Source organism: Trichocoleus desertorum AS-A10, from assembly GCF_039962155.1.
Taxonomy (GTDB): domain Bacteria; phylum Cyanobacteriota; class Cyanobacteriia; order FACHB-46; family FACHB-46; genus Trichocoleus.
Window position 1 is genome coordinate 100,842 of record NZ_JAMPKN010000003.1, and the last position, 13,902, is coordinate 114,743.

The 13,902-nt window shown below is 50.6% G+C and carries 16 protein-coding genes; 12 read left to right on the forward strand and 4 right to left on the reverse strand.

Features of this window, described 5'->3' with window-relative positions:
* Nucleotides 1-167 precede the first annotated feature (167 nt).
* The 8 genes from NDA01_RS07280 (at nucleotide 168) to NDA01_RS07315 (ending at nucleotide 6,252) form a co-directional block, all read left to right on the forward strand.
* On the forward strand, nucleotides 168-413 hold the full coding sequence (locus tag NDA01_RS07280) for a hypothetical protein (protein WP_190551542.1): 246 nt from the start codon (nucleotides 168-170) through the stop codon (nucleotides 411-413).
* A 180-nt stretch (nucleotides 414-593) separates the two neighbouring features.
* Nucleotides 594-1,709 carry a DJ-1/PfpI/YhbO family deglycase/protease gene (locus NDA01_RS07285; protein WP_348227417.1) on the forward strand — a complete coding sequence of 372 codons (1,116 nt, stop codon included), beginning with the start codon at nucleotides 594-596 and terminating at the stop codon, nucleotides 1,707-1,709.
* 54 nt (nucleotides 1,710-1,763) lie between these two features.
* Nucleotides 1,764-2,438 (forward strand): phosphoribosyltransferase, encoded by a 675-nt coding sequence (locus NDA01_RS07290; RefSeq protein ID WP_348227418.1) that lies wholly within the window; start codon nucleotides 1,764-1,766, stop codon nucleotides 2,436-2,438.
* A 34-nt stretch (nucleotides 2,439-2,472) separates the two neighbouring features.
* Nucleotides 2,473-3,207 (forward strand): SRPBCC family protein, encoded by a 735-nt coding sequence (locus tag NDA01_RS07295; protein WP_348227419.1) that lies wholly within the window; start codon nucleotides 2,473-2,475, stop codon nucleotides 3,205-3,207.
* 17 nt (nucleotides 3,208-3,224) lie between these two features.
* Entirely contained in the window at nucleotides 3,225-4,394 is a 1,170-nt protein-coding gene (locus tag NDA01_RS07300; protein WP_348227420.1) for a zinc-dependent alcohol dehydrogenase, read from the forward strand.
* A gap of 130 nt (nucleotides 4,395-4,524) precedes the next feature.
* Complete coding sequence (locus tag NDA01_RS07305) at nucleotides 4,525-5,694, forward strand: zinc-dependent alcohol dehydrogenase (protein WP_348227421.1); 1,170 nt, start codon at nucleotides 4,525-4,527, stop codon at nucleotides 5,692-5,694.
* 9 nt (nucleotides 5,695-5,703) lie between these two features.
* Nucleotides 5,704-5,886: a hypothetical protein gene (locus NDA01_RS07310; RefSeq protein ID WP_348227422.1), complete on the forward strand. Its 183-nt coding sequence runs from the start codon at nucleotides 5,704-5,706 to the stop codon at nucleotides 5,884-5,886.
* Nucleotides 5,887-5,910: 24 nt separating this feature from the next.
* Nucleotides 5,911-6,252: a cupin domain-containing protein gene (locus tag NDA01_RS07315; RefSeq protein ID WP_190563579.1), complete on the forward strand. Its 342-nt coding sequence runs from the start codon at nucleotides 5,911-5,913 to the stop codon at nucleotides 6,250-6,252.
* Nucleotide 6,253: 1 nt separating this feature from the next.
* Here NDA01_RS07315 and NDA01_RS07320 read toward each other — a convergent pair whose 3' ends face one another.
* Nucleotides 6,254-8,746: an ATP-binding protein gene (locus tag NDA01_RS07320; RefSeq protein WP_348227423.1), complete on the reverse strand. Its 2,493-nt coding sequence runs from the start codon at nucleotides 8,744-8,746 to the stop codon at nucleotides 6,254-6,256.
* Between the two features lie 560 nt (nucleotides 8,747-9,306).
* On the opposite strand from NDA01_RS07320, the gene NDA01_RS07325 reads away from it, so the two are divergent.
* The 3 genes from NDA01_RS07325 (at nucleotide 9,307) to NDA01_RS07335 (ending at nucleotide 11,317) form a co-directional block, all read left to right on the forward strand.
* Nucleotides 9,307-9,588: a hypothetical protein gene (locus NDA01_RS07325; RefSeq protein WP_190551524.1), complete on the forward strand. Its 282-nt coding sequence runs from the start codon at nucleotides 9,307-9,309 to the stop codon at nucleotides 9,586-9,588.
* Nucleotides 9,589-9,769: 181 nt separating this feature from the next.
* Entirely contained in the window at nucleotides 9,770-10,411 is a 642-nt protein-coding gene (ccmP, locus tag NDA01_RS07330; RefSeq protein ID WP_190436712.1) for a beta-carboxysome protein CcmP, read from the forward strand.
* A gap of 12 nt (nucleotides 10,412-10,423) precedes the next feature.
* On the forward strand, nucleotides 10,424-11,317 hold the full coding sequence (locus tag NDA01_RS07335) for a pentapeptide repeat-containing protein (protein WP_348227424.1): 894 nt from the start codon (nucleotides 10,424-10,426) through the stop codon (nucleotides 11,315-11,317).
* Nucleotides 11,318-11,324: 7 nt separating this feature from the next.
* Here the strand turns inward: NDA01_RS07335 and NDA01_RS07340 are convergent, their stop codons facing one another.
* Nucleotides 11,325-12,107, reverse strand: coding sequence for an MBL fold metallo-hydrolase (locus tag NDA01_RS07340; protein WP_348227425.1), 783 nt, complete (start codon nucleotides 12,105-12,107; stop codon nucleotides 11,325-11,327).
* A gap of 238 nt (nucleotides 12,108-12,345) precedes the next feature.
* Here NDA01_RS07340 and NDA01_RS07345 point away from each other — a divergent pair, with 238 nt between their 5' ends.
* Nucleotides 12,346-12,552, forward strand: coding sequence for a hypothetical protein (locus NDA01_RS07345; protein WP_348227426.1), 207 nt, complete (start codon nucleotides 12,346-12,348; stop codon nucleotides 12,550-12,552).
* A gap of 107 nt (nucleotides 12,553-12,659) precedes the next feature.
* Here the strand turns inward: NDA01_RS07345 and NDA01_RS07350 are convergent, their stop codons facing one another.
* The gene (locus NDA01_RS07350) at nucleotides 12,660-13,211 is read right to left on the reverse strand and encodes a hypothetical protein (RefSeq protein WP_348227427.1); all 552 of its coding nucleotides are present in this window, start codon (nucleotides 13,209-13,211) and stop codon (nucleotides 12,660-12,662) included.
* A gap of 95 nt (nucleotides 13,212-13,306) precedes the next feature.
* Nucleotides 13,307-13,819, reverse strand: coding sequence for a hypothetical protein (locus tag NDA01_RS07355; RefSeq protein ID WP_348227428.1), 513 nt, complete (start codon nucleotides 13,817-13,819; stop codon nucleotides 13,307-13,309).
* Between the last annotated feature and the right edge of the window lie 83 nt (nucleotides 13,820-13,902).

Here is a 13,902-nt window from a genome sequence, read left to right on the forward strand (position 1 = left end):
ATATTTCCTAGCTTTGAGAGCTTTGAGAGCCGTTGAGTGAGGTCTACTGAGATTTGGTTGAGATCTGTCTGTAGGGCGAGGAGAGGTTGTCCTTGGCGGACGTACGCTGAGACGTGCTTACACAGCATAAGCGTCCAATTAATGTGCCAACCCTTAGGAGGATCACCATGTCTCATCACGGCGAACATACGACTGGCACTAGCGACGAGCAGTACGACCTAGTCAGTGTGCTCTACCATGCCTTAGAAGGGGCTGCCACTTGCGAAGTCTATATTCAGGACGCGGAGGAAGCGGGCGACAGCGAGTTGACTCAATTCTTCCAGGAATTACAGGAAGAAGAGAACAGACGAGCAGAACGGGCGAAAGCGCTACTTGCAGCCAGACTGACTCAATCAACGGCTGCGGCTCGGTAAGCATCTATACCTTTGCACTTAATAAGCCAGGTGATGAGTCACAAGACGAGTTAATTCTGGATTTAGTTTATTTCTCTATCTACTGACAAGAATTCAAGAATTAGTTTCGGCTACAACCATTGATGCTTGCGTGTTTCATTGCAGCATTAATGCCCGCAATCAGAGGTACGGAATTCAATTATGGTATCCAATTACGCTCAGAATGGAACTCCCGCCTCTTCGAGACGAGTTGCCATTTTAATTGAAAACGGTGTTGAAGACTCAGAGTTTCACGTTCCTTATACAGCTCTGAAAAAAGCTGGGGCCGAAGTGGTGGTTCTCGGTTCTCGCATGAATGAGCAGTACAAAGGCAAGCAAGGCAGAGTGTCGCAGGAACCTGATGGCACTACTACAGAAGCCCGTGCCGCTGACTTTGATGCAGTGATTATTCCGGGTGGCATGGCTCCCGATAAAATGCGGACCAATATGAAGACGGTGCGTTTCGTGCAAGATGCGATCGCCCAAAATAAGTTGGTCGCAGCGGTTTGTCACGGTCCTCAGGTTTTGATTGAGGGAGACTTACTTCAAGGTCGCACTGCCACAGGTTTCCGAGCCATTCGCAAAGATATGCAGAATGCAGGAGCTAACTATGTGGATGAGCCGCTAGTTGTAGATGGCAATCTACTCACCTCTCGTCGTCCAGGTGACTTGCCGATGTTTACCACTGCGATTTTGACTCGCCTGGGGCTGAGCATTCCTGACACCACGCTGCCTGATGTCAGCGATCGCGATGCAGGTTGGTGGAAGTTAGGCGAAGAGTGGGGTGGCTCTAGTAAGCAGGAGATCGTTAGCGCCATTAATACAGCGATCGCCGGAGAGCGTTACGGTTTAGAAGCTTTCCAGCAGTATGCCGAGAAGACAGATGACGGTGAATTGCGGTCTGTCTTTCAGCATGTCTGCGCTGCTAAGAAACAACATATCCAGAAGCTAGAAGCAAGGTTACGGCTGTTCGGGGAGCAAGAATCTCTGCAAGCAGTCGCCAGCGGTACCTTGGCGACTCTTAAAGGTTGGCTGCAAACTCGTACCGATGATATTTCGATCTTGCGGCGAGCCTTGGGTGACTTGCAAACGGGAGTTGTAGACACCTATGCCCTGCGTAACAAACTGACCGACCCCACCACTACTCTAATTTTTGATGACATGGAGATCGACATTGCCAAGCATGAGCAGCAAGTCGCCGATCTTTATCATGCTCGCATTAGTGTCGGCCCCGTCAGCCCCCCTCAACCTACCTCTGGTGCCGCAGCCAAGATTTGAGGTGGCAGGCTATTGCAGATCACTAGCTCTCTAAGCTGGTCAGGAGATTGAATCATGAAGCGATTTCAAAACCGAACTGAAGCAGGTCAATTTCTAGCATCGTTGCTGACGCAGTATAGCGATCGCGTTGATGTGCTGGTTTTAGGCTTGCCTCGCGGTGGGGTGCCGATCGCCTTTGAAATTGCTGCTGCCCTCCATGTGCCGCTAGACATTTTTCTAGTGCGGAAGCTGGGTGTTCCTGGTCACGAAGAACTAGCGATGGGCGCGATCGCCTCAGGTGATGTACGCGTGCTGAATCAAGATGTAGTGGAGATGCAACAGATCTCCGATACCGCGCTAGAACAGGTGACGCAGCGCGAACAACAAGAGCTGCAACGCCGCGAGCATTTGTATCGAGGCGATCGTCCGGTGCTGTCTATCTCAGACCAGCTCGTAATTCTTGTAGATGACGGTCTAGCCACAGGAGCCACCATGCGAGCCGCAGTCATGGCAGTGCGGCAACACCAACCCCAAGAAATTGTGGTAGCGGTTCCGGTAGGAGCGCGGCAAGCTTACGAGCAGCTCAGCCCCCAAGTGGACGCCATCATCTGTGCTGTGCTGCCAGAGCGATTTGCCTCGGTGGGAGCCTGGTACGAAGCGTTTCCACAAACTAGCGATCGCGAGGTCTGTGAGTTACTACAACGCTCACAAGATGCTGCTTTCCTCTCGGCTCAGCTAGGTGTTAGTTAACAAACTCAAATTTGAAACTCTAAAGGAAAAACAAATGGAACAAAGTAGTAATCAGCCAATCGTGCCTAACCAGTCTGGCAGTAGCGAGGCCAGTGATGCTGAGCGTTGGGCCTCTCTCATCGGGGGAGGTGCCTTGGTGCTTGCAGGTTTACAACAGCGATCGCTCCGGGGCGTTCTGACCGCAGTCGCAGGCGGGGGATTGCTTTATCAAGGTGTGACTAAGCAAAGCACTGTGCAAAAAGCTCAGGGAGTGCTCCAGCAAGCTCAAGACGCTGTGGGTCTCAACAAAGGCATCAAAGTTGAAAAAACTGTCACCATCAACAAGTCTGCCGAAGAGCTATACCGCTTCTGGCGTAACTTTGAGAACCTCCCCCGGTTCATGAAGCACCTCAAATCTGTCACCGCCTACAACGACACGCGATCGCACTGGATTGCTAGCGCTCCCTTGGGCACCAGCGTCGAGTGGGATGCTGACATCATTCAAGAAGAAGAAAATCATCTAATTGCTTGGGCTTCCGCCGAAAACGCTGATGTTGATAACTCTGGCTTTGTCCGCTTCCAACCTGCCACAGGTGGACGGGGTACTGAAGTCAAAGTGGTGATGGAGTACAACATTCCCGGTGGGGCCGTCTCCGCCGCGATCGCTAAACTTCTGGGCGAAGAACCCGAACAGCAAATTGGCGACGAGTTGCGCCGCTTCAAGATGCTGATGGAAGCAGGCGAAATTGCGACCACCGAAGGACAAACGTCCTGTCGTGCATCTCAATAGGCAGGAGTAATCATTCGATGAGAGCAGTTTGCTGGCATGGGGCGAATGATGTCCGAGTGGACACAGTCCCCGATCCCAAGATTCTCAATCCGCGCGACGCCATTGTCAAAGTCACAGCCGCCGCCATCTGTGGCTCCGATCTCCACATTTATGACGGCTACATCCCTACCATGCAGCCTGGTGACATTATTGGTCACGAGTTTATGGGTGAAGTAGTCGAGATTGGCAGCGAAGTAAAGAAATTGCAACGGGGCGATCGCGTTGTCGTTTCATCCATCATCGGTTGCGGGCAGTGCTCCTACTGCAACCTGCAACAGTGGTCTCTGTGTGATAACTCCAACCCCAAAGGCTGGCTGCAAGAGCAAGTCACAGGCTACTCCACCGCTGGGATTTTCGGCTACTCCCATGCCTTTGGCGGCTATGCGGGTGCCCACGCCGAATATATCCGCGTCCCCTTTGCCGACCACGGAGCAATCAAAGTTCCCCAAGGTATCCCAGATGAGAAACTACTCTTTCTCTCCGATGCTTTTCCCACCGGATATATGGGCGCAGAAATGTGCGACATCCAACCGGGAGATACCGTCGCGGTTTGGGGGGCAGGTGCTGTAGGTCTCTTCGCCATGCATAGTGCCTACATGCTCGGTGCCGAACGAGTCATCGCGATCGATCGCTTCCCCGAACGACTCCGGATGGCAAGAGAGTTGGTCAAAGCCGAAGTGATCAACTACGAAGAAGTAGACGCAGGCGAAGCGCTCAAGGAAATGACCGGAGGCCGCGGCCCCGATAGCTGCATCGACGCTGTGGGTCTAGAAGCACATGGTATGGGCGTGGAAGGCTTTTATGACAAAGCCAAGCAAGCCGTAAGAATGGAAACCGATCGCCCCAACGTGCTGCGACAAATGATGGTTGCCTGTCGTAAAGGCGGCACTCTCTCCATCATGGGAGTCTACTCTGGCTTCGTAGACAAAATGCCTTTTGGCGCTGCCTTCAACAAAGCCCTGACCTTCAAGATGGGTCAAATGCACGGTCAGCGCTACATCCCTATGTTGCTAGAGCACGTTCTTAACGGCGGCATCGACCCCTCCGCTGTTCTCACCCACACCCTCCCGCTAGAAGAAGCCAAACGCGGCTTCGAAATGTTCAAAAACAAACAAGACAACTGCATGCGGGTCATGTTCAAGCCATGACCTAACCCCCTAGCCCCCTTCCCTACCAGGGAAGGGGGAAAGAAGAGTCGATCTCTGTTTCATATTTCAGTGCATTACTTCTTGGTTTTATATCAAAACCTAATTCAAAAGCGTAAAGGAGCAAGATTAAATGAAAGCACTCTGCTGGCATGGAGCCAATGATGTTCGGATCGGTAACGTCCCCGATCCCACCATCCTCAATCCTCGCGACGCCATTATCAAAATTACCTCCACCGCTATCTGCGGCTCTGACTTGCATATCCTTGACGGCTATATTCCCACCATGAAAGAGGGAGATATCCTCGGGCATGAATTCATGGGAGAAGTCGTAGAACTCGGTAGCGCCGTCAAGAACGTGAAAATCGGCGATCGCGTCGTCGTTCCCTTCACCATCTCCTGCGGTGGTTGCTTCTTCTGTCAGCGTGATTTGTGGTCTTTGTGCGACAACTCCAACCCCAACGGCTGGATGGCGGAAGCAGCAATGGGACATTCTCCTTCTGGGCTGTTCGGCTACTCCCACATGTTTGGTGGATATGCGGGTGGCCAAGCCGAATATGCCCGTGTTCCTTTTGCTGATGTGGGCCTGTTCAAAGTGCCTGACGGGCTCAGTGACGATCAAGTCTTATTCCTAACTGACATTTTTCCCACAGGTTACATGGCGGCAGAAAACTGCAACATTGAGCCAGGGGATACGGTAGCCGTTTGGGGTTGTGGCCCGGTGGGTCAGTTTGCCATTAAGAGTGCCTTCATGCTGGGGGCTGAGCGGGTGATCGCGATCGATCGCATTCCCGAACGCTTACAGATGGCGAAAGAGCAATGTGGAGCCGAAATCATCAATTACGAAGAGATTGACGCTGGGGAAGCTGTTAAAGAAATGACGGGCGGACGAGGTCCCGATAGCTGTATTGATGCGGTAGGCATGGAGGCGCATGGTACAGGCCCAATGGCAATGTACGACCAAGTCAAGCAAGCAGTACGCCTGGAAACCGATCGCCCCACTGCCCTACGTCAAGTCATTCTCTCTTGTCGCAAAGGAGGCCATGTCTCCCTAGCAGGTGTGTATGGTGGCTTTCTAGACAAAGTACCTTTTGGGGCTGCTTTCAACAAAGGCCTAACCTTTAAGATGGGGCAAACCCATATGCACCGCTACATCAAACCCTTGATGGAAGCGGTACAGCAAGGCAAGATTGACCCCTCCTTTGTCATTACCCATAAACTGCCTCTAGACCAAGCCCCCCACGGATACGAGATCTTTAGAGACAAAAAAGAGAACTGCATCAAAGTTGTCCTCAAGCCGTAGGCCGTAGTCATGGAGATTGACCCTGCTCCTCAACTTGAAAAGACAGCTTTAATCAATCAGTTGCTCTCGGAGCTGAATAACTTGGTTGAAATTCTAGAAGCTGAGCATATCAAGCCTGACTCTTTGCGGCTCCACTCGCCTAGTCAGGCTGATGGGCTGGAGCCTGTCCCATTGCGATCGCCAATTGTTTAACTTGTCGTTATAGGTCGAAAAATCATGAGTGATACCACAGTCATCAAAGTTCAATCTGCCCAGTCTCCTCATGGTGAGTTGGGGCAGAAGTACCTGGCTGGAGGGGTGACTCTAGCCATGCGGATGTGGGAAAACGAGCAACCGGGTGAATCCAAGCCTGAAACTCGTCGTGAATACGAAACTGTCGGTTATGTGATCCAAGGTCGTGCTGAGTTGCACCTAGAAGGCCAAATGGTGCTTCTAGAAACGGGTGATTCTTGGGTGGTGCCGAAAGGAGCCTTACATACTTACAAGGTGTTAGAGCCATTCACGGCAGTTGAGGCAACTTCACCTCCTGCCTTTGCTCATGGACGCGACGAGCAATAGCTTACTCGTTAAGGGAAGCGATCGCAGATTTCTCACCCGCAGATTGATCAGCGGCAGATTGATCAGCGATCGCTTTGTGCGCAGTTGGGATCTCAATTAAAAAGTGAGTACCTTGACTAGGTGTGGAAAGACAGCGCAATTGACCGTGATGTTTTTCCACCACAATTTGATAACTGATCGCCAAGCCCAAGCCAGTTCCTTCTCCCACCTTCTTGGTCGTGAAGAAGGGATTAAACAATTGGTGCTTAACGGTTTCGCTCATACCAGGGCCGTTGTCACCAATGTCTATCAGCACCGTTGCTTTGTGGGTAGTGGTGCGAATCGTGATGCTGGGTATCGTTGCGGGATTAGCTAGCGATCGCTGCTCATAATCTTCCTCTAGAGCATCAATAGCATTGCAAAGGATATTCATAAACACTTGGTTGAGTTGTCCGGCGTAGCACTCCACCAACGGCAGTTCACCATATTCTTTCATTACAGCAATTTCTGGCCGATGGGGTTGTACCTTTAAACGATTCTGTAAAATCAGCAGCGTACTGTCGATGCCTTCATGAATATCCACGGGCTTCATTTCGGCTTCGTCGAGGCGGGAGAAGTTGCGGAGGGATAGGACAATTTGGCGAATGCGTTCGGCCCCAACTTTCATGGAGGCCAAGAGTTTCGGCAGATCTTCGACCAAGAAAGGCAACTCGATCGCCTCAATCTGAGCTTCAACCGCAGGGATTTTCTCGGTGGTATGTTGCTGATAAAGTTGCACCAGATCGAGCAGATCTTCGGCATAGCGGTTGATATAGGTGAGGTTGCCGTAGATGAAATTTACTGGGTTATTGATCTCATGCGCCACCCCAGCCACAAGTTGCCCTAAACCAGACATCTTCTCCGTTTGAATCAGTTGGGCTTGAGTACTTTGGAGATCTTGCAGCGCTTGCTGGAGCTGTAGGGCTTGCTCTTTGAGTTGCGTTTCTGAATCACGCAGAGCCGATTCTACTTGCCGCCGCTCGGTAATTTCGTCCTCTAGTTGAGTGATCACCTGGCTCAACTCGGTGGTGCGCTCTAGCACCCGCTGTTCTAGTTCTTCGTTGTTGCGTCGCAATTTCTCACGGGCTTGCTCTAGGCTTTGTTCTCGGCTGTGGACTTGCTCGGCCATTGAGTTAAACAAGCGCCCCAAATGTCCCAACTCATCTCGGCGTGACTCATCTAGCTGCATATTGAAATCGCCCGCAGCCACCAGTTCTGTAGCCTGCATGAAGCTGGTTAAGGGTTTGGCGATCTGTTGGCGCAGGACAAAAAACAGCACCAAAATTTCTAGCAATAAAGACAAAAAGCCCAAGAGCAAGATGATACGAGCCGTTTGGAAAGCGGGTTGCGCCAAGATCGACTTAGGATAGACCGTAACGAAATACCAATCGGGTCCCTTGATCTTGGCGACAGCTAGATATTCGTCATGCTGCGCGTTGTCAATAATCACCTGACCCGATCGCAGGGTCTGAATTTTCTGAAAGATTTGCTTTAGATGGCGATCGCCCGACTCCTGAATGTCGAACTCGCCTTTCTTGGCTTGAATCTCCGCTGTACGCTGCGGATGGGCAATTAAGCGACCATCGGAGCGCACAATCATGTTGTAAGCCCCAGGCAAGCGATCGTGGATGGTGCGGTTGAGTAGCTCATCTAAGGTGATGTCTTGGCCCAAAGTGACAATGGGGTTGCCGCTGCGGCTGACAGGGGTGGCACAAGTCACCAACCAAGTTTTACCTACAATGTCGTAGTACAAGCCTGTCCAGACTGTTTCTTGCGCTGGGTTATGTTTTAGGTCAGCCGCCCAGTAATATTCCTGGTCAGGCATGGATAAATCTGAGGTGGCATCAGCGGCCCAAGTTGGCACTTGGGGCCAGTAGAGCACCATAATGTTCTCTGGCAATGTGAAATAGGTGTTTTGCAGCTGATGATGCCACGCCGCACCATACATATTCGCCAGTTGATAGAAGGTGAGGACTCGCTGCCGAATATCTGCATTGAGCTGCACTCGCTTGTCGATGTATACGCCTGCTTCACGAGTGCCATCAAAGATTTCTGAGCGATTGCGAATAGCTCCATCAGGCGATCGCGCAAACAAGCGATCGAATTCAGTTTTGGGATCTTGATCCCCTAATTCCTCTAAGCGCCGGAGCAACTCAGTTTTCAAGACTGCTTGGTTCGTTTCTGCCAACGCAAAGATCGTATTTTCTCGCTCCACCCGCTCTTCTACATACTTTTCCAGTTGCCCCAGTGTTTGGGACTTGAAGCTAGAAATCATGTGGAAATAACTGATCGTGGTTGACACCACAATTACACCCGCAATCCTTACTGCCAGCTTGATCAGCGTGCGACGAGTCAGAGAACCAGTAGTCCCAGGCAATAAAACTTTTGCTGGAGGTTGAGCTTCGAGTTCTGAGTTGTCCTCCTCCGGGCGTCCTCGCCAGCGCTGAGTCAAGACGTTAGGTAGTAGTGGCTTCATGTAAGGAGGCTCTTGAATAAATTGCTACAGGGCAAATGAATCAACTGACATGAAAGCTGTTTCAAGAACGGGTTAATTGTATAGTCTGCTGCCGCTATGAAATTTAGGGTGATCAGGCTCACGGTTGAGCAATTGTATAAAATGTTTTTTTCTTAGATTAGCTAGTTATTCTCTTTGAAAAAACTTATAGCTTTTTCCCCTAGAAAACGGGAGGCGATCCGGAAATTCTCAAAGTTTTTTATTATTTAGGGAGCTAATATTAGCCAAAGTTATTTGGATTATTGATGTATCTATTATTACAAACAATGCTTCAGGCAAATTGCTTAGATTGATGCCGCCAAGTGGCTTAATCTAGATGAGCTAAAGGCAGCCTCTGACCAAGCTCGTCTTATTAAGGGAAAACAGGAAGTGTGGCAATGCTTACTGTCGTTTTTTTAACAAACCTATTAGTTATTTATGACAGTGTAAAGATTTAAATTGATTTTCCTTTAAGTAAGAGAGAATACATTTTTGTTGATAGAGCATTAAGGAAGATGAAGTAGCTCCTCCCTCGAAGTTTTATGTTGCCTTTGGTGTTGTCTCACGAACTGGTCCACCCCTTTAAGTTTTTGTATGACCATGAGATTCGCGAAGGGATGTGTTCTGGCAAAGAGCTGTACTGCCTCTGGAGAAGGTTTCCTGCTGATAGCAGACAAGAAGCGTTTGCCCTAGCAATGGACTTGGCCGAGCAAGACAGTCAAGTATGTATTACCTGTATGAGAGTGGAGTACAAGATCTGGATCAGCTTGAGAACCTTGCCTTCAGATTTTGCTGCTGCTCGACCCATATCAGCAGTTGCTTGAACTGTGAGTTGTGATTGCTGCTCGAATAACTGGGTTGAAAGTGGTGGTACCTCAAGCGTGCCTGAGGGATCTTTCTGCCCCCCATGGCAAGTCATCTCTGCGGAACCATAGCCGGATGGCACAATAGCTGAGATACTTTTACCCGTACACTGAGCAAATTGGTCTGTACTGAGTTTTAACCTTGGGCATAGAACTACGCAGCTACGTTTATCTAGACAATATTCAACCGCAGCATGCGGCATTTTTGGGAACCGTGGTGCCTGGTTTTTTGCCACTCCCAGGTGATACTTCGCTCTGGGTTGAAATTTCCCCCGGCATTGAAATCAACCGGATCACAGATGTTGCCCTCAAAGCCACCTCGGTGCGACCAGGCTTGCAAATCGTTGAGCGTCTGTACGGCTTGTTAGAAGTGCATTCCCGCAACCAAGGAGATACCCGGACTGCTGGGATGGCCATTCTAGAAGCATTGGGAGCGAAAGAGCGCGATCGCCTGAAGCCACGGGTGGTTTCTAGCCAAATTATCCGCAACATTGATGCGCACCAAACTCAGTTAATCAACCGTTTTCGGCGGGGCAATCTGATTTTGGCAGGCCAAACCCTTTATGTTTTGGAAGTTGAACCTGCGGGATATGCGGCTCTGGCTGCGAATGAAGCTGAAAAGGCAGCCGGGATTAGATTGCTAGAGGTGCAAGCCTTTGGCAGCTTTGGACGGCTGTACTTAGGCGGAGACGAGCAAGACATTCTCGCTGGCTCCAGTGCCGCTCTCGCAGCTATTGAAAGCGTGACTGGGCGTGAAAACCCCACTGATCGAGGCAAGGAATAAAGGAAGCACTCAATGGCAAATCCAGAACATTTGGCGCTATTGAAAATGGGTGCTGTGCGATGGCTGGAGTGGAGAACTCACAATGGTGCTGTAGAACCAGATTTGAGCGAAGCAGACCTGAGCGGCATTAACCTCCGAGGCGCAGATTTGCAAGGAGTCAATCTCAAGCGGGTAGACCTCAGCCATACGAAGTTGATTGCTGCCAATCTCAGCAACGCCATTCTCAACAACGCTAATCTTCAAGCGGCTGACTTGATAGAAGTTTATTTGTGCAACGCCGAGTTGGTTGACGCTAGCCTGATGCAGGCAGATTTGCGCGATGCCAACCTCAGCGGAGCCAACTTGATCGGCACGGATTTGCGGGGCACCAATTTTAAGCGGGCTGACCTCAGCGGAGCCAACCTGATTGGCACCGATTTACGAGAAGCCAATCTCCGAGGTGCAGACCTCAGTGAAGCTCGTTTGAGCCGCGCCAACTTGAGCGAAGCCAACCTGATGGCGGTTAATCTAAGTCAAGCAGACCTTAGCAATGGCACTCTCTATAACGCGGAGCTGCTTACTGCTCATCTTTACCAAGCTAACCTCACCAAGGCCAACTTAATCCAGGCGCATCTGGGGCGGGTGTATGCTTCTAGAGCTAACTTGAGCGAAGCGGATTTATCTAAAGCCGATTGCAGTTGGGCCAATCTTAGCAAGGCCAATTTGCAAGGGGCTAATCTCAGTTACGCCTATCTGCGGGGCGTTAACTTGAGTGGGGCGAATCTGCAAGGAGCCAATTTGCAAGGAGCTGAGCTGGGCTGGGCCAACCTGCACAAAGCCAATTTGCAAGGAGCCACCCTCCCTGATGGTTCTACCTGTAGGGGCGAACGGCTGTTGGCCCCTACAGGTAGAACCCAAAAGTTTTAATTCACAATCATGATTTGGCGATCGCCCGGGGTTGGAGTTTTAGTTCCACGCGATCGCCGGGTTTTGGCTCTAATAGTTGGGTTGAGAGTTTGCTAGCCGCTAGTTGAGTGCGTAGTGTATCCGTGCTACCCATTGTTTGGATTACCGCCATCAGCACACCTTCAAAGGTGACATCACCTCCAGCGGCGGTCGGTAGCATCACTTGAGGTTGCACCATCTCCGCCAGTTCCAAAGCGCTGTTTTTCCCTTGAATGATTGGTCCTAATACAGGCACTTTCATATCAATGACTGGGGTGATCACTACATCCACAGGTGCCATCTCTTTCAGAACGGGGACATGATAGCCGTGAGGCTCGTAATAAAGAGTGAGTTCAGAGGCAAGTTCTTTCAAGAAATAGGCGTTTTCGGTGACGAAGGGACCAATCGGTGAGCCGGGTAGAGCTTGGATGGTGACCTGATTGTCTAGATTGAAGCTTTCCCCATGCGCCAGAGTCGTTACTTGGTGGTAACCCAACTCGCGCACCACTTTAGCAGCGCTGGGGGAAGCAACAACCGGAATCGAGCGATCGAGTTGTTTAAGTGTAGGCGGATGCGTATGGTCTTCTAACCCTTGAGACAGCAAAATCAAGTCGATGCGATCGGGAATTGGCCGCTCTTGGGGACGGCTGCCCTTAAACAGCCAGTTGATGTTACCGAAAACTAGCGGCCCGACTAACCAGGGGTCTAGCAGAATCCGCTTGCCTCCCATTTCAATCAGCCAAGAGTTGCTGTCTAGCCAGGTCAGGTACATATTTGCTCGCGTCTCGCTTCCTGCTTTTATTTTACGCAGTTGTTACTGTTTACTCACACCGTGGCGATCGCAGTACTACCAATCGCTTGCTAGCATTGCCTCTGAAGCTTTTCTGTATTTTGAATCACTAAAAGTTTTTCTAGTCAGTTGCCCCCTACGAGAGGTTCAAATCCGGGCAATCCCTGCGATTTTGGTTTGTATGTAGATTGTCTCAGTTTTGCCCTGTTGTTGAATCACCATGAGTTCTCACAGACGCTTTGAAGAATTGATTGAAGAGCGTGCCAAGACGATTGATGGTATCCGAGTCACCATTGAGCGTATCCGCTACTTAATTGATTTAATCGCAAAACAGATCGAATTAGAGCAGCAGTGGTCGAACGCTAATCCTGACTCTAGGCTGAATACAGCTAGGGACGATGATCAGCCTCTAGGCAACGGGGCCTAGAGGCTGATCAAATTTTTTTGCCACCACCACATCTATGATGCACTCCTGACTGCGGCGCAACCAATCCGTCAGCCCCTCTTATTGGGAGTCTAACGGTGTGAATCTGGTTAATCTGCGATCGCCCAACGTAGATAGGGTTGGCCCTTCACCACGTTTTGATAGGTGATTTCGCTCAAAGGTCTCCCCTTTAAGGCATCTAGATCGAAGCGGAAGTAAGCGTTGCCAAATTGCAGCCAGATATTGTACTCAGGCGCGTTGGGAGCGACGACCCAGCCGACACAAGAAGCGTAGGTTTTCTGCAAAGGCGCACCATAGATCACCACGCGATCGCGCACATCCATAAACTTGGCAGGCGCTGAGGTGATCGCAGACATATTCATGATCACGGTGTTTTCGGCTCCGCCTTCGTGGTAACGCGAGGCAGTCCAGAGACGAATGGTAGAAGGACAATTCCCAGAAGACCGTCGCACTGGCAACGTGGTGTTGGGTGGCCCGGAGAGAATTTCTGGCACCTTGACTGGAGTCGTTCGGACGGCAGCGGATTGGGCGGTAGATTGGCTACTGGGTTGCGTGATCGCAGGGGCAGCAGTGGTTAGGAGCACTGACAGCAGCCCCACGGCAGTTGAAGCTGTGGTTTGAGCTGACCAAAAGTTTTTCATACAGAAAAGTTGGGGGTGAAGGGATGTGGATAACTCCAAGAACTTCACCCCCATTTCTTAAGCTGTATGCCAGTCTTTGATCTGTCTACTTATGTTTAGGCGGCTGTGAGCTCGGCGTAACCTTGCAGGTTCTCCGGTTCAAACTGACGCAGCACATGAGTTGCTTGGTGAGTCAGCTCTTCAGACCCTTGCACCACCACCAAGTATTTCCCTGCATTCAGGCGATTGCGGTAGGGCAGCGCATCACCACTTCCTACGGACAAACCCACGCCCCCACCAACCAAGAAAGCCCCCAAAGCCGCAGACGCAGCTCCCAGAAGCCCGCCAATAATATGGTTGCCAACCGCAGCGATCGGCAAGATAGCAATTCCGGTTAGATAGTTGAAGGCGTAACCCGCCACAAAGCCAAAAGGAATTAACCAGATAGCTAAGCTTGTCGCACCTTTTTTCGCTTGGCTATTGGGGTCAATCAAGCCATACTCATCTGCACTTTTGTAACCCCTGCCCAGAATATCTACCTGACTAAGAGGTAGACCTGATTTTTCCAAGGCTGTATAAGCGGCCTCTGCCTGGTTCCGATCGGGTAAAACCGCCACTAGATAATTCATACAATGTCTCACTTTCCCGCGCATCCTTTACCTTGAATGGTAAGTAGGTGAGTGAGGTCAGCTTCAGTCTGCGGGGAGAAATA